Here is a 25293-nt window from a genome sequence, read left to right as displayed (position 1 = left end):
GTGTCGCCGGGGCTGCTCGCCTCGCTCGTGGTGCTGGTGTTGCGGGTGTCGCTCACGCTATGTCCTTCGCAGCCCGTTCCAGTGCCTGCTCCAGGTCGGCCACGAGGTCGGCCGGGTCCTCGAGGCCGATGGACAGGCGGAGCATGTCCTTGGGTGAAGTGCTGTCCGGCCCCTCGAATGTGTACCGGTGTTCGATCAGGCTTTCCACCCCGCCCAGGGATGTGGCGCGAATGAACAGCTCGCAGTGCTCGGCCGCGCGCAGGGAGCGCTGCCAGTCCCCCGCGACGTGCAGCGACAGCATTCCGCTGTAGCCGCCCGACATCTGCCGGGAGGCGACCTTGTGCCCCGGGTCGGTCGGCAGGCCCGGGTATGCCACCCGGGTCACCAGCGGATGGCTGGAAAAGTGCTCGGCGACCGACATGGCGGATGCGGAGATCTGCCGCATCCGCGGGTAGAGCGTCCGTATGCCGCGCATCAGGAGATACGCCTCCCACGGCCCCAGGATGGGCCCGGTCAGCCGGCGGTGCAGACGCAGCCGCTCCCAGATGGCCTGGCGCTGCCCGGACATGGCGCCGTCGCGCTCGTCGGTGCCGTCGGGAGCGACCACGAGGAGACCCGCGACCACGTCGTTGTGTCCGTTGAGGTACTTCGTACCGGAGTGCATGACCAGGTCGGCGCCCAGCTCGAAGGGCCGGGTGTGGACCGGGGTGGGCACGGTGTTGTCCACACCGAACAGGGCACCGGCCCGGTGCGCGATCTCGGCGCAGGCCGCCAGGTCGGTCACCAGCCAGGTGGGGTTGGCCGGTGACTCCGCCCACAGCAGGGCGGTGGGAGCCGCGTTCACCGCCTCGCTCACGGCGTCCAGGTCGTCCATGGGGACGCGTACGAACTCGAGCCCGCGCTGCCCGCCGAACTCGAGCAGCCACTTGGTGAGCCCGAAGTACATGGTCTGCGGCACCACCACGCGGGAGCCCGCGGGCAGGACCTGGAACACGGCGGTGGCGGCGGCCATCCCGGAGGCGAAGACCAGTGCGTCGGAGCCGCCTTCGAGGCCGGCCACGACGTCCTCCACCTGCTCGTAGCCGGGCGTGCCCTGGTCGCGGAGGTAGGCGAGCCCGGCAGGCGTGCGGTACTGCTCGTCGCGGGCGAAGGTGGCGCCCATGCTGACGGGCGGCGGCACCGCTCCCGTGGTGGGGCAGCGCCAGCCGTCGCCCTGGGCGGCCCGGGTCTCGGCGCCGTACTCCTTGGTCCAGGGGGTGTAGGTCTTCCGGTTGCTCATGCTGTCCTCTGGTTCGTGGTGTGAAGGGCTGGCAGTGCGGTGCGCAGGGCCAGTTCGGCGTCCTGGAGCGCACGGGAAGGCGCACCGGGCGACGGCACGTAGTGGTTGTAGTAGCTGGACCCCTCGGTGTGCGGGCCGAGGAAGAACAGCGTGGGCTGCACGTCACCGGCGGGGCCGATGCCGCGCCCCTCGCGGGTCACCCGGAGTCCTGCGGCCCGTCTGCCCTGCCCCGTGAGCGTGGAGGCGCGGCCCGCCGCGACGAGTCGGCCGAGCAGCGAGGCGGGCAGCCGGTCCGCGCTGGGCTCGGCGAGATACGCGTGCACGACCCAGTCGGTCTCGGCGCTCTCCGGCCGTGCCAGGCATGTGGACTCCAGGCGCCAACGCCCCTGCCCGGACGGGGCGATGACCTTGGGGCGCGGTCCCGGTCCCAGCCGGAGCACCCCGGCGTCCAGCAGCGACAGCAGCTCGGCCGAACGCTCCAGCTGCGGACCGATCACCAGGCGGTTGACGGTGGCGGTGAACTCCCCGAAGAAGTAGTCCAGGGACGCCGCGTCGAGACCGGGATCGTCGACCACCGCCCGCAGTGCGTCGCGCTGGTCCCGCAGCACCTCCAGGGCTTCCTTGACCGGGCTGACGCCGAGCCCCTCCCGGGCCTGCGCCAGGTCCTCGCCCATCTGGGCCGTGAACCATGCGGCGTACTCGTCCTGGTCGCGCCACTGCCGGTCGGCGGGCTGCGCGGTCAGCAGCCCGTGCAGGGGATACGGCCCGTGCTGCTCGCGTGCGGTGGCCAGCGCCCGCTCCCAGCCCGATGTGCGCGACCGAAGGGCGAACTCGGCACCCGCGCCCTCCGGGTCGCCGGTCTCGCGGGCCAGCACGGCCCGGTGGTAGGCGAGTTCCATCTCGGCCTCGACCAACGGCAGCACGTCCGCGCGGAAGTCGAGCCTGCCGCCTTCGCGTCCGCGGCGCAGGTCCCGGATCCGCTCCGGTGTCAGGACGAGGGGCGCGAAGCGGATCCGTCCGGGGTTGAGCCGAGGACGGCTGCGCGACGGCACACCGGAGCGGGTGGCGAGGACGATCCGCGGCTCCCGGCCGCTCGGCACGTACCGCAGACCCCCGCCGTGGCCGCCGCCCTCGGGCAGCGGCTCATGGCGTCCCCCGCGCCCCAGGGTGAGGCCGGCGACGACGTCCATGGCGGTCAGTCCCATGCCCAGGACGGCGACCTCGTCGCCGGGGGCGATGCCGTCGAGAGCCCCGGGCAGCGGATACGGGCGGCTGATCGACCGCGACCCGTCCGCCTCCGTGTCAGGGTCGACCGGCAGATAGAGGGAGTGGTGCCCGACGGTGACGAACACCGCGTCCGCCGTCACGCAGGTCCCGTCGGCCAGGAGGACCCTCTCCCCGCCGTCCGGGCCCCGCTGGATGTCGGTGGCCGTCGTGTGGTGCCGTATCAGGGCGAAGCCGGCCGGAGCCGCGGCGATGACGCGTTCCGCGGCCCAGGCGAGGTACTCGCTGAGCAGCCGGCGCGGCAGGAAGTCGTTCGGCCGGATCTCCCGTCCGTCCTCCGCGCGGACGGTGTATCCGTCGGCCGCGACCCGCAGGTCCCGTTCCCGGCACCACTCGTAGAGGGACGGCCCCCGCACCTCGGCGGGCCCCTCCACCATCTCCTCGTCGGCGAACGCGGTGACCTGCCCGCACACCGTGTTCAGCAGGAGGTGGTCGGGCTGGTCCGCGCGGTGGAATCCGGGGCCGAGCGGCTGGGTGTCCACGAGGTGCACGGTGATCGGGAACGGGGCCGCGAGGCAGTGGCTGACGAGGCGCTCCACGATGCCGAGGCCGCGTGACCCGGCTCCCACGACGGCGATCACATGTTCGCGTGTCACCATCGGCTGGTCTCCCCGAAGAAGTTGGGGACCGTAATGGCCGACCCTTCGGCGCGCGCCTGCTCCAGTACGTACGCGCCGACGGCGAGGTCGAGCACTCCGAGGCCGAACGGGGAGAAGATCACGGGCCGCTCGCCGGTCAGGGTCACCTCGCCGTTCAGGACCCCGGCGAGGGTGCCGGTGACGAAGTCGCGCGAGCCGGTGAGTTGCTCGGCCAGGTGGGGCGAGGTGTTGGCCTTCAGGCAGTGGTCGACGTCATCGAGGATGTTGTCGGCCGCGAGCACCGTCTCGGGCGTGAGGTCGCGCAGGGACACGTTCAGCACGAGCTGCCCCGGCCTGAACCGCGTGCTGACGTAGGGTTCGAGCGCGGTGGTGGCGAAGACCACCGTCTCGGCCTCCAGCGCGTCGGCGAGATCGGGCGTGAACGACGCGGTCCGCCCATGGGTGCCACGCAGATGCCCGACGAGGGCCTCGCCGGACTCCTTGTGCAGGTCGTGTACGACATACGACTCCGGGGCGCAGCCGGCGGCCTCGAGGTAGTCGGAGATGTTGCGGGCGATGACGCCACCGCCGACGACCGCGATGCGGGTGCCGTCGAAGCCCGTGGGCCGCAGTGTGCGCGCCGCGAGTGCGGCGGACGCGGCGGTCCGGGCGGCGCTGATGTTCGCCGCCTCCAGGCAGGCGACCGGATAGCCGGTCTCGTAGTCGTTGAGCACCAGCACGGCGGAGGCACGGGGCCTGCCGGACGCGGTGTTCCTGGGGAAGCTGGCGATCCACTTGATGCCGGCGAGCTGTACGTCGTCGCCGAGGTACGCGGGCAGCGCGATGATGCGGGAGTCGGGCTTCTCGGGGAACCGGAGGAAGTAGCTGTCGGGGTTGACACTCCGGCCTGCTTCATGGGTGCGGTACGCCTCGCGCACGATATCGAGCACTTCGGACCGCTTGCCGCTCAGCACTTCGCGCACGGTCTCGCCCGCGACCACATGGAATTCGGGCATGGATAACATCGGCACACCTCTTGTTGATTGTTCAGGTGGGAAAGCGGTCTTTCAGGCCGGGATCTGCGGCGTGTCGATGACTTCCGGCCATCTGCCGGTCACCCAGGCATCGTCGTAGATGGTCTCCAGATAGCGCTCGCCCAGGTCGGCGGAGATGGCGACCACCACACTCCCGAAGGGAATGTCCTTGGCCTTCTCCTCAACTGCGGCGAGCACGGTGCCGGTTGATCCACCGAGTAACAGTCCGCGCTCCCCCGCGAATATCCGGCACATCTTCACGGCGTCCGCCTCGGGAATGATGACGACCTCGTCGACCTTGCTCTCGTCGAGGATTTCCGGGCGCCTGCTGGTCCCCAGCCCTGGAATGTGCCGACGTGCCGGAGTCCCTCCGAAGGAGACCGACCCCACGGAGTCGACGGCGACGATCCTGGTGGCCGGGCTGTGCTGTCTGAAGAACTCCGCGCAGCCCATCAGCGTGCCGGTGGTCCCGGCCCCGATGAACACGTAGTCGACATGCCCGATGGCATCCAGGACGGCGCGTGCCGTGCGCTCCCGGTGCGCCCTGGGCCCGGCCGGGTTCGCGTACTGGTTCAGCCAGTGGGTGCGGCCCGGTTCGGCGGCGAGGCGGTCGTGGATGTAGTCGATGCGGGATTGCAGATAGCCGCCGTTCGCGTCGCGGACGTCGATCACGACGACTTCCGCGCCCAGCGCCTTCATCATCCGCACCGACTGCGGGTTGGCGTTGGGGTCCGTGACACAGGTCAGCCGGTAGCCCTTGGCCGAGCAGACCATGGCGAGCGCGACACCGAGGTTGCCGGACGTGGATTCGATGAGGCGGGTACCCGGCAGGCGCAGTCCGGATTCCTCCGCCTGGGCCACCAGCGCGATGGCGGTCTTGAGTTTGACCGAGCCTGCCGGATTCAGGCCCTCGAGTTTGAGGAAGACATTGCTTCCCGGTACCAGATGGTCGGCCCGGATGAATAAGTCGTCCAGGACGAGATCGTAAACTTCTTCCGCTATCACTGAAGTCCCAATTTGATCGCGTACGGGCGCACTTACGCGCGGCGACGGCACATGACCGGAGCGCGAAAGTGTTGGATGTGATGGCTGCGCGGAGATATCGCGCACAGATGCAGAAGGTTGATTCCCCCGTTCGTCGCCTAGGTGCCCCCGAGACCTTGGCAATTTCATGATGGCACAACACCCGATGCTCGTCCAAGGACATCTCGGCAGGCGGGACGCCCGCCAGAACGTTGGGAATTGAACATTCCGAACGGTGTCCCGCATTCCACTTCGCAGAGGCACCGAACGGCGCTGGTGCGGGACGGGTATCTGCGGACGACGCCGTTCCGGTCCGTGAAAGCGCTGTGTTCTTCGCAACCATTCACGTCACTGACAGTGCGAACTGACGTACGGTGAGTGGGTAAGGGCCAGGCGCATACACCAACGCGAACGGGGCTGCACCAGCATGGAGTTGGCCGAGGAGATAGCCGCCGCGCGCGAGGGTCGCGGCGATCCGGGGCGGCTGCTGGGCGAGTTCCGCCGCGCCGCCGTGCTCGTACCGGTGGTCGACGGTGGACTGATGTCCGGCCGGCACGGCGGCATCCGCTGGATCCACGCCTTCACGGACGAGTCGGCCCTCGCCCGCTTCGCCCAGGCCCGGGACGGCGGCCCGCGAACCGGCGGCGGAACGGCGGAGTGGGAGTACCTGTCGATCCTCGGAGCCCGCCTGCTGGACGCCGTGATCCCCGCGCTCGACGGACCGACGGGTGTCGCCGTCAACACCGCGGACGAGGACGGCTCGATGCTGTTCCCGCCGGTGTCCGGGATCGTGCCGGACGCCGTCGCGGTCGACACGGCGGAGGCCGCCCGGTGAGCGGGGACAGGGACCTCGAGGTCGACCCGGCCGCGATCAAGAAGATCACGGAGGGACTGCGCGGCGCCATCGCCGAGCTGCGCGAGATCGGCGCGGCCGGCGATGCCTCGCGCGGCGCCGGATTCAGCGACCTGACCATGACCGGGCGGGAGTCGGGGCATCACGGACTCGCCACCGCCTTCGGGGACTTCAGCGAGGGCTGGGAGTGGGGAGTTCGGGCGCTGGTCCAGGACGTCAGCGCGCTGTGCGCGGTGACCGGCATCGCGGCCGGAACCCTCTGGGAGGAAGACCAGTACATGCAGGGCTCGTTCAAGGTCGCGGTGAACTCGGCCGTCGGCGATCCGCAGGCCGCCGAGGACGACATCGAGAAGAAGGCCTGGGGAGACGTCTTCTCGACCGACGCCTACAAGCCGGACTACAGCGCCGAGTCCCGCCAGAAAGCACTCCAGGACGTGCGGGAGACCTGGAGCAGGACGGGCGACCAGCTGACGGACGAGGGCCTCTACAAGTACTCCCGGGCACCCCTGGACGCCGCCGAGGAGATCGCTGACCGATGAGCTGGCGTGACTTCGTACCCGACTCCGTCGAGGACGCGGGCAAGGCGGTGAGCTCGGCGGCGGGCGAAGCCGTCGAATGGGTCGGCGACAAGTCCGCGGACCTGGTCGAGGAGGCGGGCTGGAACGGCGGCGCCGACTGGATCCGCGAGGAGAGCCGCGCCACCGCCAACTACCTTGGCGCGGACGTGGCCGAGCTGGAGCTGGGCCAGACCGAGGACCCCACGAAACTGGTCTACGGCAGCGTGGACAAGCTCCGTGACACCGCCACTCACCTGAAGAAGCTCCAGTCCTCGTTCGACAAGGTCGGCGAGGGCCTCAAGGGCGTGGGGGCCGACGGATTCCAGGGCGAGGCCGCGACGGCCTTCCGGAAGTCCTCCGCGCAGCAGCCCCCCAAGTGGTTCGCCGCCGCCGACACCTTCGAGACGGTGGCCGCCGCGCTGGACAGCTTCGCCGCGACGGTGGCGTGGGCGCAGGCCCAGGCGAAGGAGGCCGTCGAGGAGCACAAAGCGGCCCGCCGGCTGTCCGATGACGCCCGTACCGCGCACGACCAGCGCGTCACCGCATACGCCGCCGCGGTGGACGCGGGCAGGGAATCGCTCCCACCGCGCCCGGGGGACTTCCAGGAGCCCGAATCCGCCAAGGAGACGGCAAGGGCCGCCCAGGACAAGCTGGACAGTGCCCGCCGTCAGCGCGACGAGGCCGCCGAGTCCGTCACCGCGGTCCTCCGCACGGCACGTGAGGCGGCGCCACCCGAGCCCTCCTTCAAGGACCGGTTCAAGGACGGCCTGCTGTCCCACGCCGTCAACTACAACCACTTCTTCGGCGGCGTGATCAAGGGCACGGCGGGGATGCTGTCCTTCGCCCGCTCGGTCGACCCGTCGAACCCGTACAACCTCCTCCACCCGGCCGAGTACATGATGAACCTGAACTCGACCACCGCCGGGCTGCTGACATCGCTCAACAATCCCGTCGGCACGGCGTCGACCATGATCGACGACTTCATGAAGGACCCGGCGGAAGGCACCGGCAAGCTCGTCCCCGAACTCGCGGGCACCAAAGGCATCACAAGCCCCCTCAAGAGGTTCAAGGACTTCGCCGGCCTCGCCAAACGCGCTCCCGAAGCGAAGAAGCCGGGACCGGCACGGACTGAGCTGAACGAACCCGACGGCCAGCCCGACAAGTCACGCAACTCCAGGACCGACAAGGTGTGCGACGGCGACCCGGTCGACATGGCGACCGGCCGCGTGATCCTTCCGCAGACCGACGTGACGCTCCCGGGTTCACTGCCGCTGGTCTTCGCCCGCACCTACGAGTCCTCCTACCGGGCGGGCCGCTGGTTCGGCCCGTCGTGGTCCTGCACCGTCGACCAGCGGCTGGAGATCGACGCCGAGGGAGTCGTGTTCGTCCGCGAGGACGGCAGCCTGCTCGACTACCCGCACCCCGCGCCCGGCGTACCGGTGCTCCCGAGGCACGGCAACCGCTGGCCTCTGGCACGGCAGCCGGACGGCTACACCGTCACGGATCCGGTGACCGGCCACGTCCGGCACTTCGTGGACCGCCCGGACGGCGACACGGCCCTGCTGACGCAGATCGACGACCGCAACGGAGCCTGGGTCTCCTTCGAGTACACGGCGGACGGGACCCCGCTGTCCGCCTCCCACAGCGGCGGCCACGGACTGCGCTTCACGTCCGCGGAGGGGCGCGTCACCTCGCTCTCCCTCGCCGACGGCACCAGGATCCTCGACTACGGCTACACCGACGGACAGCTGACCGAGGTGGTCAACTCCTCCGGACGACCCCTGCGCTTCGGCTACGACGAGCACAGCCGTATCACCTCGTGGACCGACACCAACGGCAGCCACTACGACTACGTCTACGACGACCGCCACCGCTGCGTGGCGCAGTCCGGTGCCAACGGGCACCTGGGCTCGCGCTTCACCTACGACGACGGTGTCACGACGCTGACCGACGCCGCGGGGCACGAGCGCCGGTACGTGGTCAACGACCGGCTCCAGATCATCGCCGAGACCGACGCGACGGGCGCCACCACGCACTTCGAGCGGGACGCTTACAACCGGCTGCTGTCCCGCACCGATCCGCTGGGGCGCACCACCCGCATCACCTACGACGACGACGGCCGCGTGCTGTCCGTGGCCCGCCCGGACGGCAGGCGGAGCAAGGTCGAATACGGCGGCCCCGGGTTTCCGGTGAAGGTGACCGGCGCTGACGGCAGGGTGACCCGGCAGACCTTCGACGAACGCGGCAACCGCACCTCGGTGACCGACCCGTCCGGCACGACGGCCCGTTTCGCGTACGACGAGCGCGGCCATCTGGCGTCGGTGACCGATGCCCTGGGCCACACCAGCACGGTGCGCTGCGACCGGGCGGGCCTGCCGGTCGAGATCACCGACCCGCTGGGCGGGGTCACACGCTACGCACGGGACTCCTTCGGCCGCCCCGTCGCCGTCACCGATCCGCTCGGCGCCGTCACGCGCCTGGAGTGGACGGTCGAGGGCAAGCTGGCACGCCGCGTGGAGGCCGACGGCTCGGAGCAGTCGTGGGCGTACGACGGCGAGGGCAACTGCGTCCGGCACACCGACGCGATGGGCGGTGTCTCGACGTACGAGTACACGGACTTCGACCTGCTGACGGCCAGGACCGGTCCGGACGGCGTGCGGTACGAGTTCAGCCACGACATGGACCTCCGGCTGACCCGGGTCACCAACCCGCAGGGCCTGACCTGGGACTACACCTACGACCCGGCGGGCCGGCTCCTGTCGGAGACCGACTTCGACAACCGCACCCTGACCTACGCGTACGACGTCGCGGGCCGGCTCGCCGCCCGGACGAACGGTCTCGGCGAGACCGTCCGCTACGAGCACGACGAGCTCGACCGGATCATCCGCAAGGACGCCGGGGGCGCCGTCACCACGTACGAGTACGACGTCTTCGGCGAACTGGCGGTCGCGGCGGCCCCGGACGCCATGCTCACCCGGCTGCGGGACCGCTTCGGCCGCCTCAGGTCCGAGACGGTGGACGGCCGTGAGTTGTCCTTCTCCTACGACACCCTGGGCCGCCGCACCGGCCGCACGACACCGGGCGGCGCGGCGAGCACGTGGTCGTACGACGCGGCGGGCCGCCGCACCGAACTCACCACGTCCGGGCGCACCCTCACCTTCGAACACGACGCCGCAGGCCGGGAACTGGCCCGCCACATCGGTGACACGGTCACCCTGCGGCACGCCTTCGACCCGATGGGCCGCCTCACCGACCAGCACGTCGTCGGTGCGGACCGCTCGCTCCAGCGCCGCGGCTACACCTACCGCGCCGACGGCAACCTCACCGGCATCGACGACCAGCTCGGTGGCGCACGCACCTTCGACCTGGACGCGACGGGCCGGGTCACGGCCGTCCACGCCGCCGACTGGTCCGAGCGCTACGCCTACGACGCGGCGGGCAACCAGACCGAGGCGTCCTGGCCCACGGCCCACCCCGGCCAGGAGGCGGTGGGCGCGCGTACGTACACGGGCACCCGCATCACCCGCGCGGGCAACGTCCGCTACGAACACGACGCCCAGGGCCGTGTCACCCTCCGCCAGAAGACCCGCCTCTCACGCAAGCCCGACACCTGGCGCTACGCCTGGGACGCCGAAGACCGCCTCATATCGGTGACCACACCGGACGGCACGGTCTGGCGCTACCAGTACGACGCCCTGGGCCGCCGCACCGCGAAGCAACGCATCGGTGACGACGGCGAGACGGTCGTGGAGCAGGTGACGTTCACCTGGGACGGCACGACCCTGTGCGAACAGACCGCCGAGGGCCCGGGCCTCCCCCACCCGGTCGCGACGACCTGGGACCACCGCGGCCTGCACCCGCTCGCGCAGACGGAACGCCTGCTGTCGGCGGACACCCCGCAGGAGGCGATAGACGACCGCTTCTTCGCCATCGTCACGGACCTCGTGGGCACCCCGACGGAGCTCATCGACGAGTCGGGCGACCTCGCGTGGCACACGCGCAGCACACTGTGGGGGACCACGACGTGGGCGAAGTCCAGCACGGCGTACACGCCGTTGCGGTTCCCGGGCCAGTACTTCGACCCCGAAACGGGGCTGCACTACAACTACTTCCGGCACTACGACCCGGAGACGGCGCGGTACCTGAGCGCGGACCCACTCGGGCTGGCTCCTGCCGCCAATCCCACTGCGTACGTCGACAACCCTCACACGTGGTTTGACCCACTGGGACTCGCTGCGTGCCCCGCGCAGGGAACAAGGCCCCATGACGGAAAACCGATGGACTCCTTCACGGCTGCCGGAGCCACGGTTCGGCACACCGAGACGGCAACGGCAATCGGCGACGATGCCAACACCCTTCAAAATATTTTCCGTTCAAAAGGCACTGCGGGCCACGACGTCATCGTTCACGGAGACCCGAGTGGGGACTTCCTAGTCGACGGTATGATCACCCACCCACAGCAGATCGCCGACGCCATCCTCGAGAACCCCCACTACAGAGGAGGACCTATTCAGCTCGTCGTATGTTACGGGGCAGGCGGAGCAGCCCGGGAACTCGCCGAGATCTTGGGGGTGGAAGTCCGAAACGCCAGCCACCACATGGTGGACATCGACCCGCGGACAGGCCTAGTCCGCGAGTGGCCCCATGGAGCACTAGGTGATCCAATTGTGAAATAGGAACTTCACCAAGCAATGCCAACCAAGGAGAATAAGAAATGAAACCCGTCCGGCCGCTAGGAATCCTGAGCCACCTTGAAGGCCAGCAATTCTACGCGCACCGGAAAGCCGAAATGATTGACCAGGCGAATTCTCTGTCATCAGAGGAGCGTCATCTCATCGCTTCCTACATGAGAAAGGGGAGCGTCGTTCTGGCTATCATGGAGCATACGACCGATATCGTGGACTCTCGGTTCGAGAGGCCCGGCGGGAGCGGCATCTTCACCGACGGAGAGTTCTACTGGCGCGGTGACGCCGCTGACTACGTGGAAGCGTACGGTGTATCCCCCGGCCAGAATTTCATTCACCATGTCCACGAAAGGAACGGCGAGCCCCCTACCCTGACCCTGGACGAGATCATCGAAATCGACGACTACTTCGTCGCCATGCGTCGCAGCGGAGGAAAGTGATGAGAGTCAAAGGTTCCTCCTTTCACGGAATGTCACAGTTCTGCGTTGCACAATCAAAAATACAACGACCCTGATCGACCACCTCTGAAGGTAATCTGAACTGACCACAGGCGACCTGGGGCCGCGACTAACGTTCTCGCGCAGACGGAGTGCCTGCTGTCGGCGGACACCCCGCAGGAGGCGATAGACGACCGCTTCTTCGCCATCGTCACGGACCTCGTGGGCACCCCGACGGAGCTCATCGACGAGTCGGGCGACCTGGCATGGCACACGCGGAGCACGCTGTGGGGGACCACGACGTGGGCGAAGTCCAGCACGGCGTACACGCCGTTGCGGTTCCCGGGCCAGTACTTCGACCCCGAAACGGGGCTGCACTACAACTACTTCCGGCACTACGACCCGGAGACGGCGCGGTACCTGAGCGCGGACCCACTCGGACTCGCCCCTGCTCCCAACCCCGCGGGCTATATCCTCACACGTGGGTCGACCCCATGGGGTTGTCAGGCTGCCCAGAATTGAATGCGGGGACGACTCTAGGGGACACTAACAAGATCCACGGATGGATTCCCAAGTCCATCCCCGAAGAATCCATGCAAGTCCTTCGGGACATGGAGAATCACAACTTCGGCTGGTGGGGAGGACCGGGCTTCCACGGGCCAAAGTGGTGGACTGAGACATTTGAAAATAGCGGCAAAAAAGGCGGCTATCAACTCCCCATGCACGAACCGTCAGGCAAGCCGATCACATACCAAGAATACGGAAGATACCCGTCGCCAGACAATCCTAATCCCCGGCGGGGAGCGCTGGGTATTCGGCAGCGACGGGTCCGCCTACTACACACCGACCCACTACCAAACATACATTGTGGGCAGAAGTCCTAGATGGGTGGATTAATGAAAGAGGAAGCAAAGGAAATTCACATCTCACCTTGGATGCATATCACCGGGACAGGTGTCGGCTTGCATCCGGATGTAATTCTACCCACATCCGGCCACGTTTACGTGGCACGCCTCAATGGCTACGACATGCCCGACGAGTCATCAGCATTCCAGCAGTTTTGGGAAATTCTGAAGTTTCCTGAATATTTCGGATGGAACTGGCACGCCTTCTATGATTGCCTTAGCGACCTCCATTGGCTTTCATCGGACTATCACATCCTGATCATCAAATCCGCAGACCTTGCCCTTTCGAAGGATGTCGCAGCTCGCGATGAGTTCTTCAGATCCCTATGGCGTGCCGGACAGCGATGGTCTTACATCAAGCGGCCGGAAGGTGTGACGCTCAGCAAACTCTCTGTCATTTTGTCATGCGACAAGGAAGCCACATCCAGCCTCGCGGAACGCCTTAGCCTCGCGATTTCACGAAGTGGGCCGTCAATTGCTTGACCACCGGACACCCGCGCCGCCGCCATGACCGCGACGTGGACCAATTAAGGCTATCCGGAAATTTCGTCACCTGGCCCACGGTTTACCGGCGCTTCGACCAGTGGAGCCGGGACCGCGTCTGGGCCAGGCTCCACCGCGTCATCCTCGACCAACTCGTCACCCGGGGCGAGCTGGACTGGTCCAGATGCGCGATCGACTCCGTGAGCATGAGGGCGACAAAGGGGGCCGCTGACGGGACCGAATTCCGACCGATCGCGGCAAACGCGGATCATGGGAGAATTTCCTTGGAGACGGGCCCTACACCAATATCCAACCCCGAACAGGCCTACCAGATGCCGACCGTCTCGTATCGGCCGATGGACAACGGAGCATCAGACTTGGTAATCACGATGAACAGCAAACCCACAAAATTCCATTTCCACATGGAAACCTGGACCTTCCATTCACCAACAAACACGTGGATTGTGGACAATACAATGGTGCGGGTTCCATTGGGGTTGAAATAATGCAAATTAGAATCGAAGAAATTTTCAACCGGGAGCTCAAGACCGTAGGATTCGATGGGCCAGCAGGCAGGGCCTGGGGCCACTGGAGAGGAGATGGGGATCCCCAACTGGGCACCTACGACGTAGAGTTCGATATTCCAGATCCACTTGCCTCCTGGAGCGTCTCCGAGGCTGGAAAGCACATAACTGTAGGGAAGTATTCCACCAATACAGTTACAATCCGCGGAACAATCCAAGCCTTCGACGACGATCAAGTTGTGACGATTAGAGTTCTAGACGACATCATCCTCGTCGAAGTAGCAGCTACAATCACGCCACTCCCTATCGGAACTTCAGTTGAATTCACCACCTCAGACCTGCAAATTTACCCGTACTTCATGTGAGTCTCTAAATTTCACACATTAGGTTGGTCCGCAAGGGTATTCCTTATGGTCGCCAGAGGCGCTGGCAGAAGCGGTGTCCTGGCTAGCCGGCTGCCGTCGGCTCCACCGCCGCTACGAGCGCAAGGCCGAACACTTCCTCGCCTTCGTCGGCATAGCCGCCGCTCTCACCTGCCAACGCCGATTGAACATGTGAGGGCGGTTTGCTAGGAAGTCAGCTGACGCGCAGCGCACAGCCAACCAGGGCTTCCAACTGCGAGAGAAGCCCTGGCGTGAGATATTCAGGACCGCGGTCTTGGTCCGGCACCACGATCGCTGCCCCGGGCCCCACGCTGACCTCGCAAGTGCGTGCAGGCAGAAACTCCAGCAGCCAGAACGTGATCTTTGACGCCTGCTCTTCACTGAGCTCGACGGTGTCATCCTGCGCAACGAGTCGGATCATCCCGACACAGTAGAACGACGACGAAGCACACACCCGAGGGACAATTGTGCCCTCAGGCCCGAGGCTACTCGGGCCTCATCCCGCGCACGCTGCGCACCCTGCCATGCCTCCATCCAAACGAAACGGCGTCTTTAATACACGTGCCCGACCAGGGCGCACTGGCAGAATCGCCGGATGCTCGGAGACCGCATCATCCATCGCGTCGCGGACGGGGTCCGCATACCCGGTACCTGGCGGCACGCCTTCATCTGCAACGGCGGGCGCTACTTCCTCACCGACCTGGCCATCTACGCCGACGGGCTCATCGACTGCTGGGGCCTGGTCACGCTCGAGGGCTTCGAGGAGAAGCTGCGCAGCGGCTGGGTCGCGACCACGCTGCCGGACGGTGCCGAGGCCTCGGCGCATGACCTGGCCATGTGGAAGTTCAGCGAGCCGCAGGTCTGGATCGAGCCCGAGTGGCTGCTGGCCGAGGTGCGGGACACGATCGAGAGCCTGAACGGGCGCCCGGACTCGACGGAGCGGTGCATGGAGGCCGTTGAGGTGTTCCTCGCCGACCGGACCGAGGAGAACCGGGACACGGCCCGCGAGGCGTACCTCGCCATCCCGGTGTCGAAGCGCCTCTACGCGCTCGGCGACATGGACCACAAGGACTGGCCGCTCCAGGTGCTAGTGGCGGGGCCGGGTGGCACGTTGGAGAGCCGGCCGGACGAGACCATAAGCCAGAAGGCCTACGACTCCGCCCTCACCTACTTCGAGGAACGGGCCCAGAGCATCGCCGCGCACCGCTCCCGGGTGCCCGCCGACGGGCCGGTGACTTCGCACGCACCGGCGGTGCATCTGTACCAGGGCTTCCCCAGGAAGTCCGAGGACGACCCGGGTATGAAGGGGCTTCGCAACGACTACCCGGCCCCCCTCGACATCGACGGTGTCACATACACATCCGTCGCCCACGCCTACTGGGGCCTGTCCGTCGCCGACCCCGAGACACGGACGGCCATCGCCACCGCGGAGCATGCCTTCGCCGCGCGGCAGCTCGCGTCCGAGGCAGACCGCCGTGAGGGCTGGGAACAGGCACGCACCGCCGTCATGACCGGACTGCTGCGTATCAAGTACGCGCAGCACCCCGACCTGGCGGAGATCCTCCTGGCCACCGACGACGCGACCCTGGTCTACGACGAGCTGGACTCCGGCTACTGGGGCGACAACGGCGGACGGGGGCGCAACTGGACCGGCCGCCTTCTCGAACTCGTACGCTCCGAACTGCACGCAGGGCGAGCAGGGATCGGACTTCCGGGTTAGGACAGCGGCAGTTCGGCCCACACCGTCTTGCCGATGACGCGCTGCGTCGTGCCCCAGTCCGACGCGAGCGCGTCCACCAGCAGGAGCCCCCGTCCCGTCTCCGCGTCGGCGGCCGGCTGCCCGGCCATGGCCGGGGCGCGCTCGCCACGGGTGTCGGAGACCTCGATGCGCAGGACACCCGACCCGAGGAGCAGACTCAGCTCGAAGTCCCGGCCCACGACCCGGCCGTGAGTCACCGCGTTCGCGGCGAGCTCGGCCACGATCAGGGCAGCGGTTTCGGAGAGTTCACTGCCGTACGGGATGCCCCACGCGTCGATGCGGTGCACCGCCAGGTGGCGGGCCAGCCGGGCGCCTCGTCTGGTGGAGCTGAGGCGCTGCGTGAACTCATCCTTGAGGGTCGCGATTTCGGTCTTCATGTCACCGAGCGTGGCTGGTCGTGCGTACCCTTTCCAGTAGTGACGGCGCGACGGAGCGTAGCTGTACGGGTACAGCACCGGCTCTGTGCGAGGCGTCGACCGTGACCACTGCGGCGGGCAAGGGCGGTACGGGGTATGGGCAACGCGGAGCGTGAGGAGCGGCCGGCACGGCCCGTCGAGGTCGATGGCACGGCACTCCTGTTCAGTTCGCTGGGCAAGCAGATCAAGGCGCTGCGCGAGGCCGCCGGGCTCAGTCAGAAGGAGCTGGCCACGGCGACCCACTGCGGGGAGTCGCTGGTCTCCGCGATGGAACGGGCCGTCCGCACTCCCCAGCCGGAGTTCCTGGTGCGCGCGGAACCCGTGCTGGATGCGCGCGGAGTGCTGACGGCGGCGATTCCGGATGTCGAGAAGGCCTTGGCGAAGGCGCGGGTGCGGCATCCGGACTGGTTCCGGGACTTCGCCGAAGCGGAGGCGAACGCCGTCGCGTTGCACTACTACGCGAACCAGTCCATTCCCGGTCTGCTTCAGACCCCGGATTATGCGCGAGCGATCTTCGCCCGACGACGGCCGCTGCTGGACGAGGAGACCATCGACAAGCGCGTGGCCGACCGCCTGGCCCGGCAGGGGATCTTCGATCACTGGCCCGCACCGACCTTCAGCTTCGTATTGGAGGAAGTCGTGCTCCAGCGGTCGATCGGCGGACAGCCCGTTCTCAAATACCAGTTGCAGCGACTGCTGGAAGCAGGGCAGCGGAGAACGGTCCAGCTCCAGGTGTTGCCGACCACTTGTGAGGAACACCCGAGCATGGACGGCGCGTTCACCCTGTTGACTCCGAAGGGTCGTCAGCAGGTCGCGTACACCGAGAACTACGGTTACCCACGGCTGATCTCTGACCTGGAGGAAGTCCGCTACTTCAGCGAACGCTATGGGATCATGCGGGCACTGGCTCTCACTCCGCGGGAGTCGCTGGCCCTGATCGAGAAGTTGCTGGGAGAGCGATGAACACCACACAACTCGACTGGTTCAAGAGCAGCTACAGCGGTCAGGAAGGCGGTAACTGCATCGAAGTCGCCTGCGAGTGGCGCAAGTCCAGCTACAGCGGTGGCGAAGGCGGCGAGTGCCTCGAAGTCGCCGCCTGTCCCACCACCATCCACGTCCGGGACTCCAAGAACCCCACCGGCCCCCGGATCGACCTCGCCCCCGCCCCCTGGGCCGCCTTCGTCTCCTACGCCGCCCAGGCGCAGCCGTAGCCGCAGCCCTCGGGAGGCCTTGCCAGCCTCACCGGGACCGCGCCACCACCGATGCCGCGTCCGCGACGAGGGCGTCGTTCCACTCGGCGTCCTCGCGGTCGCGGGTCGACATGACGGCCATGACGATGGGCTTCGCGCCGCCGCCGGGCCACACCACGGCGATGTTGTTGCGTGTGGCGTAGCGACCGCCGCCGCTCTTGTCCGCGACGGTCCAGCCCTTGGGGACGCCTGCCTGGATCAGCTTGGAGCCGGTGGTGTTGGTGCGCATCCACTGGGTCAGCTGTGCCCGCTCTTCCTTCTTGAGTGCCTTGCCGAGCACGAAGGCGCGCAGGTCCCGGGCGAGTTGGCGCGGGGTGCTGGTGTCGCGGGGGTCGCCGGGGGTCGCCTCGTTGAGTTCCGTCTCGTAGCGGTCCATCTGGGTCACCTTGTCCCCGAGGTGCTTCTCGAGGATGGAGTCCAGTTGCTTGGGGCCGCCGAGTGCGTCGAACAGAAGGTTCGCGGCGGTGTTGTCGCTGTAGCGGAGGGCGGCGTCGCAGAGTTCGCGCAGCGTCATACCGGTGCCGGTGTGCTTCTCCGTGACGGGCGAGTGGTCGACCAGGTCGTCCTGCCCGTACCGGATCAGCTTGTCGAGCCGGCTGCCGTTGCCGTACGCACGGAGCACGGCACCGGCGATCAGGGCCTTGGATGTGGAGGCGTACGCGAAGCGTTCGTCCGGCCGGTAGGTGACCTCGCGGCCCGTGGCGGTGTCGATGGCGTACACGCCGAGTCGTGCGTCGTACTTCCGCTCAAGCCCCTTGAACGACTCGAACGGCTTGGCCGCCTCCGACGACGACACCGTCGACATGGAGGAGGTGTCGGCCGTCTGGCCGCAGGCGGTGAGCGGGACGAGGGCGAGCGTGACGAGCGCGCCGAGGGCGGCGCGGCGGGCGGGGGTCTGGTGGCGCATGGTGCGAACCTCCGTAGGTCTCGTGTGGGCTCACCCTCGCCCACCTGGACATATGCGGTCCAAGACGGGAATGCGTGGTTCCATGCCGTTTCGGCATAGGGTCGGAGGCCATGGATGTCGTCGCAGCGTGCCGCGCCTTCGTCAGCGTCAGCGAGCGCGGGAGCTTCACCGTGGGGGCGGCTGCCGCGCGGATGTCGCAGTCCGTCGCCAGCCGTAGGGTCGCCGCGCTGGAGAAGCACTTCGGGGAGCAGCTCTTCGAGCGGACGCCGAGGCGGGCGACGCTCACGCCGTTCGGGCGGGACATGCTCCCGGTGGCGCGGCGGCTCGTGACGACCGCCGACGCCCTGGAACGTGAGGCGGAGACCGCCAAGCGCAAGCCGGTGCGGCTCGCCGTGCCCGATCTCGGCTCGACCGGGGGCCTCGCCCGGCTGGTCGCCGATGCCCGCGAGGTGGACGTATCGCTGGAGCCGCATGTCGCGGAGCCGGTGGAGCGGGCCGCGCTCGCCCGCTCCGGTGAGGTCCGCGCGGCGCTCGTGGCCGTACCGTCGGACCAGGCCGTGTGGTCCGTACCGCTGGGACTCGCCGGGGCGCGGGCGTCGCGGGCGAGACGTACGTACCTGGACTCGCTGCGGGTCGGACGGACCGACTCCGGTCCCCCGCGCCGGGTCTGGATGCAGCCGGAGGACGCTGTGGCGCATGTCCGCGATCCGCTGACGCGGCAGTGCGACGCGCTCGGGCTGCGGCCCGCTCAGCTCGTCGTGGCACCGAGTCTGACCCTCGCGGTGGCGGAGGTGCTGCGCGGGGCGGATCTGCTGCTGTGCTCGGCGGCGCAGGCGGCGGAGCTCGCGCTGCACTGGCGGCCCATCGGGGAGACCAGCCTGGTGCGGGGGTACGCGGTCGCGGCGACGGCGGCCGGGGATCCGGAGCGTCTGCGTACGCGGCTCGGGGAGGCACTCGGGCGCTGCCTGGGCGCGGAAGGCAAGGAGGCTGCATGAACAGCGGTGGCGAGAGGCTGCTGGCGGACCTGCGCGACGAGCTGAACGACGGCGGGCTCGCCGGCTCGTTCCTCGTACGGGACCTGCGCACGGGCGATGAACTCGCCATCGACCCGGACATCGAGCGGCCGGTGGCCTCCCTCGTCAAGATCCCGCTCGCGCTGGCCACGCTGGAACGCATCCGGCGCGGCGAACTCGACGGATCGACCGCTCTCGACGTCGAGCCGGGCGGTGTCACCACCCCCGGGCCGACCGGGCTGAGCCGCTTCCGCCATCCGGCCCGGGTCGCGGTCGACGATCTGCTGTACCTCAGCACTTCGCTGAGCGACAGTACGGCGGCCGACGCGCTGTTCTCGCTCACCCCGCCCGAGCAGGTGGCGGGAATCCTCCGCGAACTGGGGCTGCATCGCGGCCTCACGGTCCGCCACCCCATGCGCGAGCTGACCGACACCCCCGCGGAGCGCCTGGACCCGGCGCACGGGCATCTCGCCCAGACACTGGCGATCGACGCGGGCACGGGCGGCGGCGGCCACCGGCTGCCGCAGCTCGATGTGACCCGGGCCAACACGGGCACGGCGCGTGCCTTCGCGGATCTGCTGCAAGCCCTGTGGACGACACCGTCGCCGGTCGACCCCGGCACGGCCGCACGGACCAGGACCCTCCTGGCTGACAACGTCCTGCGGCACCGGCTGGCACCGGACTTCAGCTCCGACGCCTCGACCTGGTCGTCCAAGACGGGCACGCTGCTGAACCTCCGCCACGAGGTGGGCGTGGTCGAACACGCCGACGGCCAGGCCTTCGCCGTGGCCGTGCTGACCGAGTCCCGTGTCCCGGCGAGCAGCCAGCCGGGGGCGGAGGCGCTGATGGCGCAGGTGGCACGGAGGCTGCGGGACGAACTGCGGCGGTGGTGAGGCACCCGTATCCCATCCCAGGGGGTGGTGCCGGGTGTTGGGCTTCGAGCTGTGGGCTGGATCGGAGAGCGGCTCCCGCCGGGGGGCGGGAGCCGCAGAGGCGTCAGATGTGTGTCCGGCGCCGGTTTGTGTGTCCGGCTTCGTGAAGGCCGAGCCGCATGAGGGCGAGGACACTGTCGAGGTCGTCGCCTTGGTGAGGGTCGTCGGCCATGCGGTTGCGACGGCGGGTGCCGCAGCCGGTGCACTGGTGGACGATCATGTAGCCCTTGGCGGAGTGGTGCTCGACGGCGACCGGGCGCATGAGCGCGCGGCAGTCGTTGGCACGGTCTCCGGGCGAGATGTCCACGTGCAGCGAGTGCAGGCAGTGCGGGCAGTGGTTGCGGTAGCTTCCGTTGACCACCGGCGCGACCGCCCTGCCGCAGTTTCCGCAGGTGAAGCCGGTGTTTTCGGTTGTTCTGCTGATGATGCCGCTCCTCAGCGAGTCGAAGGGGTCTTCAACTCGGAGGCGCAGGGTTCCGTTCGTTCTCCCCCTGCCGGAGCAGGGGTCGCAGGCTTGACTGGGGAGTGACGCGGTTCACCGCCGCTCAAGGCGGGCGATTACTTCCGGCTCCAGCTTCACCAGAGTGCGTTCGCAGCTCTGGATCCGGACCACGACTGGGTTTGTGTGTTTGTCCCAGCCACTGTCACGCGGGGGTACCACGTGCCGCCGGTAGGTGTCCGTCCAGTCTCACTGCCGTGGGCGCCGTCCCCCGTCAGGCAGCGTCAGCAGCGGCATGCTTCATCGTGATCACGCCACCTCCTTGGCTGTGGGTTCTCCGTGGCCTGTCCGTGTGGCCGCGGAGGCTCTTCCCATGCTAATCGTGAGCCGGCAGCAGTCTGGAAGAGCGCTGGTCAGGGCGCTGACGAAGCCGTGCGGGCAGCCGAGCGTCGACGGCCGGGCATCCCGGCGAGCAGCCGGCCGTGGCGGAGGCCCTGCATCCAGCCGAGTGACCTGACGGCCTCGGGGCCGGCCCGGCTTCCCGGACAGGGTTGGCGCGGCCCGACCGCTTCAATGTACGAAGTGGTCGTCCGGCGCTGCGCGGGTGTGCGAGCGGTTGAACGCCGTACGCGAGGCAGACGAGGACGACCTGTGCGTCCTCTGCGACGCCGAGCCTCCACGGGAGTGGAACATCAGCACACGCGTGGTGCGGGGAGAGACAGAATGAGCCAGTACTTCGACTTGGGTGACGAGACGCTGTGGAACCCGGCCACCGGGGTCGCCCGGGTGTTTCTTCGCCATGTGGCTCTCTTCGAGGACGAGTTGGGGATCGCGTCCGGTATCGGACCGATGGTCGCCGACGAGTGCCAGGTCGACCCGGTGGCCTACGGGGCCTTTGCGAACGCCCTGCTGGCATGGCACCGCGCGCACGGCCACACCGTGCTGGTGGCACTCTCCGAGGGCTTCGTGGCCACGGCCCTCGCCCTGGCCGAGCGTGCCCGGATCGAGGTGCGTTGGGACGCCCTCGATCACGCACTCCGGGAGGATCCCGCGACCTGGCAGGCGGAACTACGCGAGAAGGTGGCGGCCCTGATGCCTGCTGTATCGCCCTGACCGGCCGGATCCCGCGTTTCCGAAGTCAAGAGTTTCCATACTCTGCGTAGTCGAATGGTGCCCAACGATGGGGGTCCGCGCGGCGTCGCGCCCGCGATGACCCCACCCCTGCCACCCCGCCCGGGCCCTGCCTCCCCGCCGATCCGGCCAAACCCCTGACCCCGCATGCCCCTTCCGGCTACTGTGACCCACCTCACATAGAGACGTAGGTGGAGGGGGACCCATGCACCCGTACAACCCCAACCCCAACCCCAACCCCGGACCGATACCCCCCGGCTTTCCCCCGATGCCGCCCCAGGCCCGGTCGCGCCTGGTCTCCCGGCCCGCGTTCTGGGTCGCCATCGCCGCCACGGCTTTCCTGGCAGGGAGTTGCGGGATCGGTATCGCGGGCGCCGGGGAGGGTTCCGCAAGCGACAAGAAGGCCCTCGCGGCGGCGGACGCACGGCCCACGGCGACCGTGACGACCACCGCGACAGCCACCGTCACGGCCACTCCGCCCGCCGCGAAGGCGGTGCCGAAGGCGACCGTCACCAAGAACGTGCGGGTGGAGGTCACGGTGACGGAGAGCGTCGCCGAGCAGGACGGCGCCGGATCCGGAGACGGGGGTGACTCCGACGACAACGCCTACTACCGGAACTGCGATGCCGCCAGGGCCGCCGGTGCCGCGCCCGTTCGTGTCGGGGACCCGGGCTACGGCCGCCATCTCGACCGGGACGGCGACGGCGTCGCCTGCGAGTGAGGACGGCCGGGGACGGATCCGGAGGACGGCCACGTGGTCACCATGACCGCGTGGGCGCCCGGCCCTGACGGTGTGCGGTTCGGTCTCGGCGAGGTCACCGGGCGCGTGGTCCCGGCGCTCCGGCCTGATGCCACAGCGGCCTCAGCCGAGGTACCCCGCGTAGTCGTCCAGCACCCGCAGCACCTTGCCGTCCCCCGCCGAGGGCAGTTGGAGCACGACCTCCTCGCACCCCAGCTCCGCGTAGTACTCCAGCTTCCCCGCCGACGGCAGCACCGCGTACGGGACGATCTGGAGGGCGCCCGGGTCGCGGCCCGCCTTCTCCCAGGTCTCGCGGAGCACCGGGACCGTCTCCGAGAGCCCGCGACCGCCGATCGGCAGCCAGCCGTCCGCGTAGTCGGCGATGTGGGCGAACAGCTTCGGGCCGGCGCCGCCGCCCACGAGGGTGCGGGGGGCACCGCCGGAGTAGGGCTTGGGGTGGGCGTACGAGGCGTGGACCGAGGCGAAGTCGCCTTTGTATGCGACGGGTTCGTCGGACCACAACGCACGCATCAGGTGCATCCGGTCGCGGCCCAGCTCGCGCCGCGTGCGCCACTCGACGCCGTGGTCGGCCGCCTCCTCCTTGTTCCAGCCGAAGCCGACACCGAGGGTGAGACGGCCGGCGCTGAGGTGGTCCAGGGTCGCGATCTGCTTGGCGAGGGCGATCGGGTCGTGCTGGGCGACGAGGGTGACGCCCGTGCCGAGGCCGAGGGTCGTGGTGACGGCCGCGGCCTGGCCGAGAGCGACGAAGGGGTCGAGCGTGCGGCCGTATTCGGCCGGGAGTTCACCGCCCGCGGGATAGGGGGTGGTCCGTTCGGCGGGGATGTGGGTGTGCTCGGGCAGGTACAGCCCGGCGAAGCCGCGCTCCTCCAGCTCCCGGGCCAGGCGTACGGGCGTGATCGTCTCGTCCGTGAGGAAGATCGTGGTCGAGATCCGCATGTGCGTCCTCCGTCAGCTCTCAAGGCTCCGTCGGCACTTCGGTGGCAGCCCAAGGTATGCCGTACGGTGCCCGGTTTCGAGAGCGCCGCGATACCCCTTGCCGTCGCGTTCACGCATCGGTACCAGTGGTAGCGCACCACTCCTGTCCCTCTCACCACCGGGAGCCGACGGCATGTGCGACTCGAACCACTCGAACCACTCGATCAGCAGACGCGGACTGTTCGTGACGGGCGGCGCCGCCGCCCTTACCTTGGGCGGTGTGAGCTTCGCCGAGGCAGCGGGAGCAGCAGCGGACGGCACGGGCCCCACCACCAAGGTGGTGCGCGGCACCCTGCCGCCCGGGTCGCCGGACTACGTGTACCTGCCCGTGGAGGTCCCGCGCGGGGTGTGCGGGATCAAGGTCTCGTACGTGTACGAGAAGCCGCAGGTCCCGCCCGGCACCCAGGGAAACGCCCTGGACATCGGCATCTTCGACGAGCGGGGCACGGAGCTCGGCGGTGAGGGTTTCCGGGGCTGGTCGGGCGGAGCGCGCGGGGAGTTCTTCATCCGGGGGGACGAAGCGACACCGGGCTATGTCGCCGGGCCGGTACGCGCCGGGACCTGGCATGTCGCGCTCGGACCGTACACCGTCGCACCGCAGGGCCTCGCCTACGAAGTGACCGTCACGCTCACATACGGCCCCACGGCCAGGACCCCCAGGACGGTTCACCCGCCCGAGCGGGCCAGGGGGCGGGGGCGGGCCTGGTACCGCGGTGACTGCCATCTGCACTCCTGGCACTCGGACGGCAGGCGCACCCCCGCCGAGATCGCGGCGCTCGCCCGCGCCGCAGGGCTCGACTTCGTCAACAGCAGCGAGCACAACACCCATGCGGGACACGGCGCGTGGGCGGACGCCGCGGGTGACGACCTGCTCGTGCTGCTCGGTGAGGAGGTCACCACACGCAACGGGCATGTCGTCGCGATCGGCACCGACCCGGGCACCTTCGTCGACTGGCGCTACCGGGCGCGCGACAACCGGTTCGGCCACTTCGCCCGCGAGATCCGGCGCGCGGGCGGGCTGGTCGTCCCGGCCCATCCGCACTCCAACTGCATCGGCTGCGCATGGAAGTTCGGATTCGGCGAGGCGGACGCGATCGAGGTGTGGAACGGTCCCTACACCCCGGACGACGAGGTGTCGCTCATGGACTGGGACAGCACCCTCCGTACAGGTGGCAGAGCGCGCTGGACTCCCGCGATGGGCAGCAGCGACGCCCACCGCGACCCGGACGCGGTGGGCACCCCGCAGACGGTGGTGCTCGCGGACGACCTGACCCGTGAGGCGATCCTCGACGGCATCCGCGCGGGGCGCTCGTACGTCGCCGAGTCGTCGGCCGTTTCGCTGTCCTTCGGCGCGGTGGACGGCCGGGGCCGCCGCGCGGGCATCGGCGAACGCCTGCGGGTCGGTGCCGACGAACCCGTGACGGTCCGGCTGGAGGTCGCGGGCGCCCCCGGCCTCACGGCCCGCATCGTCACCGACCAGGGTGTGCTGCACACGGTGACGCTGCCGACGGACGGTCCGGGCGCGGTGGAGTGGCGGACAACGGCGGCGTACGCGGCGTATGTACGGGCCGAGGTGCGCCACCCGCCGGTGGTGCCGATCCCGGGCCTCCCGGGGCCCCTGGCGGCGTTCACCAATCCCGTGTTCCTTGGGTAGGGCCCTACTTCGGTCAGGGTCCGGAGCACTGC

The 25293-nt window shown here is 68.7% G+C and carries 23 protein-coding genes and 3 pseudogenes; 17 read left to right on the top strand and 9 right to left on the bottom strand.

Annotation, left to right across the window (positions count from 1 at the left end; all coding sequences use genetic code 11):
- Positions 1–52 precede the first annotated feature (52 nt).
- Genes ABZ532_RS06735 through sbnA form a run of 4 tightly spaced genes read right to left on the bottom strand, consistent with a single transcriptional unit; the run spans position 53 to position 5180 of the window.
- Complete coding sequence (locus tag ABZ532_RS06735; RefSeq protein ID WP_361280041.1) at positions 53–1279, bottom strand: PLP-dependent aspartate aminotransferase family protein; 1227 nt, start codon at positions 1277–1279, stop codon at positions 53–55.
- Positions 1276–3162: an FAD/NAD(P)-binding protein gene (locus tag ABZ532_RS06730; protein ID WP_361280040.1), complete on the bottom strand. Its 1887-nt coding sequence runs from the start codon at positions 3160–3162 to the stop codon at positions 1276–1278. The genes ABZ532_RS06735 and ABZ532_RS06730 overlap by 4 nt, the downstream gene beginning before the upstream one ends.
- Entirely contained in the window at positions 3156–4157 is a 1002-nt protein-coding gene (gene sbnB / locus ABZ532_RS06725; RefSeq protein WP_361280039.1) for a 2,3-diaminopropionate biosynthesis protein SbnB, read from the bottom strand. The genes ABZ532_RS06730 and sbnB overlap by 7 nt, the downstream gene beginning before the upstream one ends.
- A 51-nt stretch (positions 4158–4208) precedes the next feature.
- Positions 4209–5180, bottom strand: a complete 972-nt coding sequence (gene sbnA, locus ABZ532_RS06720) for a 2,3-diaminopropionate biosynthesis protein SbnA (RefSeq protein ID WP_361280038.1) — start codon at positions 5178–5180, stop codon at positions 4209–4211.
- A gap of 445 nt (positions 5181–5625) precedes the next feature.
- Here sbnA and ABZ532_RS06715 point away from each other — a divergent pair, with 445 nt between their 5' ends.
- The 9 genes and pseudogenes from ABZ532_RS06715 to ABZ532_RS06675 all read left to right on the top strand — a co-directional run.
- Positions 5626–6033 carry a hypothetical protein gene (locus tag ABZ532_RS06715; RefSeq protein ID WP_361280037.1) on the top strand — a complete coding sequence of 136 codons (408 nt, stop codon included), beginning with the start codon at positions 5626–5628 and terminating at the stop codon, positions 6031–6033.
- Complete coding sequence (locus ABZ532_RS06710; RefSeq protein WP_361280035.1) at positions 6030–6590, top strand: hypothetical protein; 561 nt, start codon at positions 6030–6032, stop codon at positions 6588–6590. Before ABZ532_RS06715 ends, ABZ532_RS06710 begins: the two co-directional genes overlap by 4 nt.
- Positions 6587–11284 carry a putative T7SS-secreted protein gene (locus ABZ532_RS06705; RefSeq protein ID WP_361280034.1) on the top strand — a complete coding sequence of 1566 codons (4698 nt, stop codon included), beginning with the start codon at positions 6587–6589 and terminating at the stop codon, positions 11282–11284. The genes ABZ532_RS06710 and ABZ532_RS06705 overlap by 4 nt, the downstream gene beginning before the upstream one ends.
- A gap of 38 nt (positions 11285–11322) precedes the next feature.
- The gene (locus ABZ532_RS06700) at positions 11323–11733 is read left to right on the top strand and encodes a hypothetical protein (RefSeq protein WP_361280033.1); all 411 of its coding nucleotides are present in this window, start codon (positions 11323–11325) and stop codon (positions 11731–11733) included.
- A 162-nt stretch (positions 11734–11895) separates the two neighbouring features.
- A pseudogene (locus tag ABZ532_RS06695) lies at positions 11896–12254 on the top strand (RHS repeat-associated core domain-containing protein); the annotation flags it as partial.
- Between the two features lie 372 nt (positions 12255–12626).
- Entirely contained in the window at positions 12627–13118 is a 492-nt protein-coding gene (locus ABZ532_RS06690) for a barstar family protein (RefSeq protein WP_361280032.1), read from the top strand.
- 116 nt (positions 13119–13234) lie between these two features.
- Positions 13235–13389, top strand: a pseudogene (locus ABZ532_RS06685) (IS5/IS1182 family transposase); the annotation flags it as partial.
- Positions 13390–13575: 186 nt separating this feature from the next.
- Positions 13576–14007: a hypothetical protein gene (locus ABZ532_RS06680; RefSeq protein WP_361280131.1), complete on the top strand. Its 432-nt coding sequence runs from the start codon at positions 13576–13578 to the stop codon at positions 14005–14007.
- A gap of 73 nt (positions 14008–14080) precedes the next feature.
- A pseudogene (locus tag ABZ532_RS06675) lies at positions 14081–14200 on the top strand (IS5/IS1182 family transposase); the annotation flags it as partial.
- Positions 14201–14218: 18 nt separating this feature from the next.
- On the opposite strand, the gene ABZ532_RS06670 reads toward ABZ532_RS06675, so the two are convergent.
- Positions 14219–14446, bottom strand: coding sequence for a hypothetical protein (locus tag ABZ532_RS06670; protein WP_361280031.1), 228 nt, complete (start codon positions 14444–14446; stop codon positions 14219–14221).
- A gap of 174 nt (positions 14447–14620) precedes the next feature.
- Here ABZ532_RS06670 and ABZ532_RS06665 point away from each other — a divergent pair, with 174 nt between their 5' ends.
- Entirely contained in the window at positions 14621–15745 is a 1125-nt protein-coding gene (locus tag ABZ532_RS06665) for an NADAR family protein (protein WP_361280030.1), read from the top strand.
- Here the strand turns inward: ABZ532_RS06665 and ABZ532_RS06660 are convergent.
- Positions 15742–16161, bottom strand: a complete 420-nt coding sequence (locus ABZ532_RS06660; protein ID WP_361280029.1) for an ATP-binding protein — start codon at positions 16159–16161, stop codon at positions 15742–15744. The genes ABZ532_RS06665 and ABZ532_RS06660 overlap by 4 nt on opposite strands.
- A gap of 135 nt (positions 16162–16296) precedes the next feature.
- Here ABZ532_RS06660 and ABZ532_RS06655 point away from each other — a divergent pair, with 135 nt between their 5' ends.
- A complete protein-coding gene (locus ABZ532_RS06655; RefSeq protein WP_361280028.1) occupies positions 16297–17163 on the top strand; it encodes a helix-turn-helix transcriptional regulator in 867 nt (288 codons plus the stop codon).
- Positions 17160–17411, top strand: a complete 252-nt coding sequence (locus ABZ532_RS06650; RefSeq protein WP_361280027.1) for a DUF397 domain-containing protein — start codon at positions 17160–17162, stop codon at positions 17409–17411. Before ABZ532_RS06655 ends, ABZ532_RS06650 begins: the two co-directional genes overlap by 4 nt.
- 28 nt (positions 17412–17439) lie before the next feature.
- Here the strand turns inward: ABZ532_RS06650 and bla are convergent, their stop codons facing one another.
- Positions 17440–18357 (bottom strand): class A beta-lactamase, encoded by a 918-nt coding sequence (gene bla, locus ABZ532_RS06645; RefSeq protein WP_361280026.1) that lies wholly within the window; start codon positions 18355–18357, stop codon positions 17440–17442.
- A gap of 110 nt (positions 18358–18467) precedes the next feature.
- Between bla and ABZ532_RS06640 the strand changes: the two genes are divergently transcribed.
- Entirely contained in the window at positions 18468–19352 is an 885-nt protein-coding gene (locus ABZ532_RS06640) for a LysR family transcriptional regulator (protein ID WP_361280025.1), read from the top strand.
- A complete protein-coding gene (locus ABZ532_RS06635) occupies positions 19349–20263 on the top strand; it encodes a serine hydrolase (protein ID WP_361280024.1) in 915 nt (304 codons plus the stop codon). The genes ABZ532_RS06640 and ABZ532_RS06635 overlap by 4 nt, the downstream gene beginning before the upstream one ends.
- A gap of 103 nt (positions 20264–20366) precedes the next feature.
- Here the strand turns inward: ABZ532_RS06635 and ABZ532_RS06630 are convergent, their stop codons facing one another.
- Positions 20367–20726 carry an RNHCP domain-containing protein gene (locus ABZ532_RS06630; protein ID WP_361280126.1) on the bottom strand — a complete coding sequence of 120 codons (360 nt, stop codon included), beginning with the start codon at positions 20724–20726 and terminating at the stop codon, positions 20367–20369.
- A 738-nt stretch (positions 20727–21464) separates the two neighbouring features.
- On the opposite strand from ABZ532_RS06630, the gene ABZ532_RS06625 reads away from it, so the two are divergent.
- Positions 21465–21854: a DUF6086 family protein gene (locus ABZ532_RS06625; RefSeq protein ID WP_361280023.1), complete on the top strand. Its 390-nt coding sequence runs from the start codon at positions 21465–21467 to the stop codon at positions 21852–21854.
- 223 nt (positions 21855–22077) lie between these two features.
- On the top strand, positions 22078–22593 hold the full coding sequence (locus tag ABZ532_RS06620; protein WP_361280022.1) for an excalibur calcium-binding domain-containing protein: 516 nt from the start codon (positions 22078–22080) through the stop codon (positions 22591–22593).
- 141 nt (positions 22594–22734) lie between these two features.
- Here the strand turns inward: ABZ532_RS06620 and ABZ532_RS06615 are convergent, their stop codons facing one another.
- Positions 22735–23568 (bottom strand): LLM class F420-dependent oxidoreductase, encoded by an 834-nt coding sequence (locus ABZ532_RS06615; RefSeq protein ID WP_361280020.1) that lies wholly within the window; start codon positions 23566–23568, stop codon positions 22735–22737.
- A 172-nt stretch (positions 23569–23740) separates the two neighbouring features.
- On the opposite strand from ABZ532_RS06615, the gene ABZ532_RS06610 reads away from it, so the two are divergent.
- Positions 23741–25261, top strand: coding sequence for a CehA/McbA family metallohydrolase (locus tag ABZ532_RS06610; protein WP_361280019.1), 1521 nt, complete (start codon positions 23741–23743; stop codon positions 25259–25261).
- The last annotated feature ends 32 nt before the right edge of the window (positions 25262–25293 follow it).

Origin of the sequence: Streptomyces sp. NPDC019396, assembly GCF_040632375.1 — a bacterium.
In the GTDB taxonomy this organism is placed as follows: domain Bacteria; phylum Actinomycetota; class Actinomycetes; order Streptomycetales; family Streptomycetaceae; genus Streptomyces.
This window is presented reverse-complemented; position numbering and strand designations above follow the sequence as displayed.

Excerpts from the sequence above, each read along its gene's own strand:
- ABZ532_RS06735 (WP_361280041.1), bottom strand. The coding sequence starts at position 1,279 with ATGAGCAACCGGAAGACCTACACCCCCTGGACCAAGGAGTACGGCGCC.
- ABZ532_RS06730 (WP_361280040.1), bottom strand. The coding sequence starts at position 3,162 with ATGGTGACACGCGAACATGTGATCGCCGTCGTGGGAGCCGGGTCACGC.
- sbnB (WP_361280039.1), bottom strand. The coding sequence starts at position 4,157 with ATGCCCGAATTCCATGTGGTCGCGGGCGAGACCGTGCGCGAAGTGCTG.
- ABZ532_RS06715 (WP_361280037.1), top strand. The coding sequence starts at position 5,626 with ATGGAGTTGGCCGAGGAGATAGCCGCCGCGCGCGAGGGTCGCGGCGAT.
- ABZ532_RS06705 (WP_361280034.1), top strand. The coding sequence starts at position 6,587 with ATGAGCTGGCGTGACTTCGTACCCGACTCCGTCGAGGACGCGGGCAAG.
- ABZ532_RS06700 (WP_361280033.1), top strand. The coding sequence starts at position 11,323 with ATGAAACCCGTCCGGCCGCTAGGAATCCTGAGCCACCTTGAAGGCCAG.
- ABZ532_RS06690 (WP_361280032.1), top strand. The coding sequence starts at position 12,627 with ATGAAAGAGGAAGCAAAGGAAATTCACATCTCACCTTGGATGCATATC.
- ABZ532_RS06670 (WP_361280031.1), bottom strand. The coding sequence starts at position 14,446 with ATGATCCGACTCGTTGCGCAGGATGACACCGTCGAGCTCAGTGAAGAG.
- ABZ532_RS06665 (WP_361280030.1), top strand. The coding sequence starts at position 14,621 with ATGCTCGGAGACCGCATCATCCATCGCGTCGCGGACGGGGTCCGCATA.
- ABZ532_RS06660 (WP_361280029.1), bottom strand. The coding sequence starts at position 16,161 with ATGAAGACCGAAATCGCGACCCTCAAGGATGAGTTCACGCAGCGCCTC.
- ABZ532_RS06655 (WP_361280028.1), top strand. The coding sequence starts at position 16,297 with ATGGGCAACGCGGAGCGTGAGGAGCGGCCGGCACGGCCCGTCGAGGTC.
- ABZ532_RS06650 (WP_361280027.1), top strand. The coding sequence starts at position 17,160 with ATGAACACCACACAACTCGACTGGTTCAAGAGCAGCTACAGCGGTCAG.
- bla (WP_361280026.1), bottom strand. The coding sequence starts at position 18,357 with ATGCGCCACCAGACCCCCGCCCGCCGCGCCGCCCTCGGCGCGCTCGTC.
- ABZ532_RS06640 (WP_361280025.1), top strand. The coding sequence starts at position 18,468 with ATGGATGTCGTCGCAGCGTGCCGCGCCTTCGTCAGCGTCAGCGAGCGC.
- ABZ532_RS06635 (WP_361280024.1), top strand. The coding sequence starts at position 19,349 with ATGAACAGCGGTGGCGAGAGGCTGCTGGCGGACCTGCGCGACGAGCTG.
- ABZ532_RS06625 (WP_361280023.1), top strand. The coding sequence starts at position 21,465 with ATGAGCCAGTACTTCGACTTGGGTGACGAGACGCTGTGGAACCCGGCC.
- ABZ532_RS06620 (WP_361280022.1), top strand. The coding sequence starts at position 22,078 with ATGCACCCGTACAACCCCAACCCCAACCCCAACCCCGGACCGATACCC.
- ABZ532_RS06615 (WP_361280020.1), bottom strand. The coding sequence starts at position 23,568 with ATGCGGATCTCGACCACGATCTTCCTCACGGACGAGACGATCACGCCC.
- ABZ532_RS06610 (WP_361280019.1), top strand. The coding sequence starts at position 23,741 with ATGTGCGACTCGAACCACTCGAACCACTCGATCAGCAGACGCGGACTG.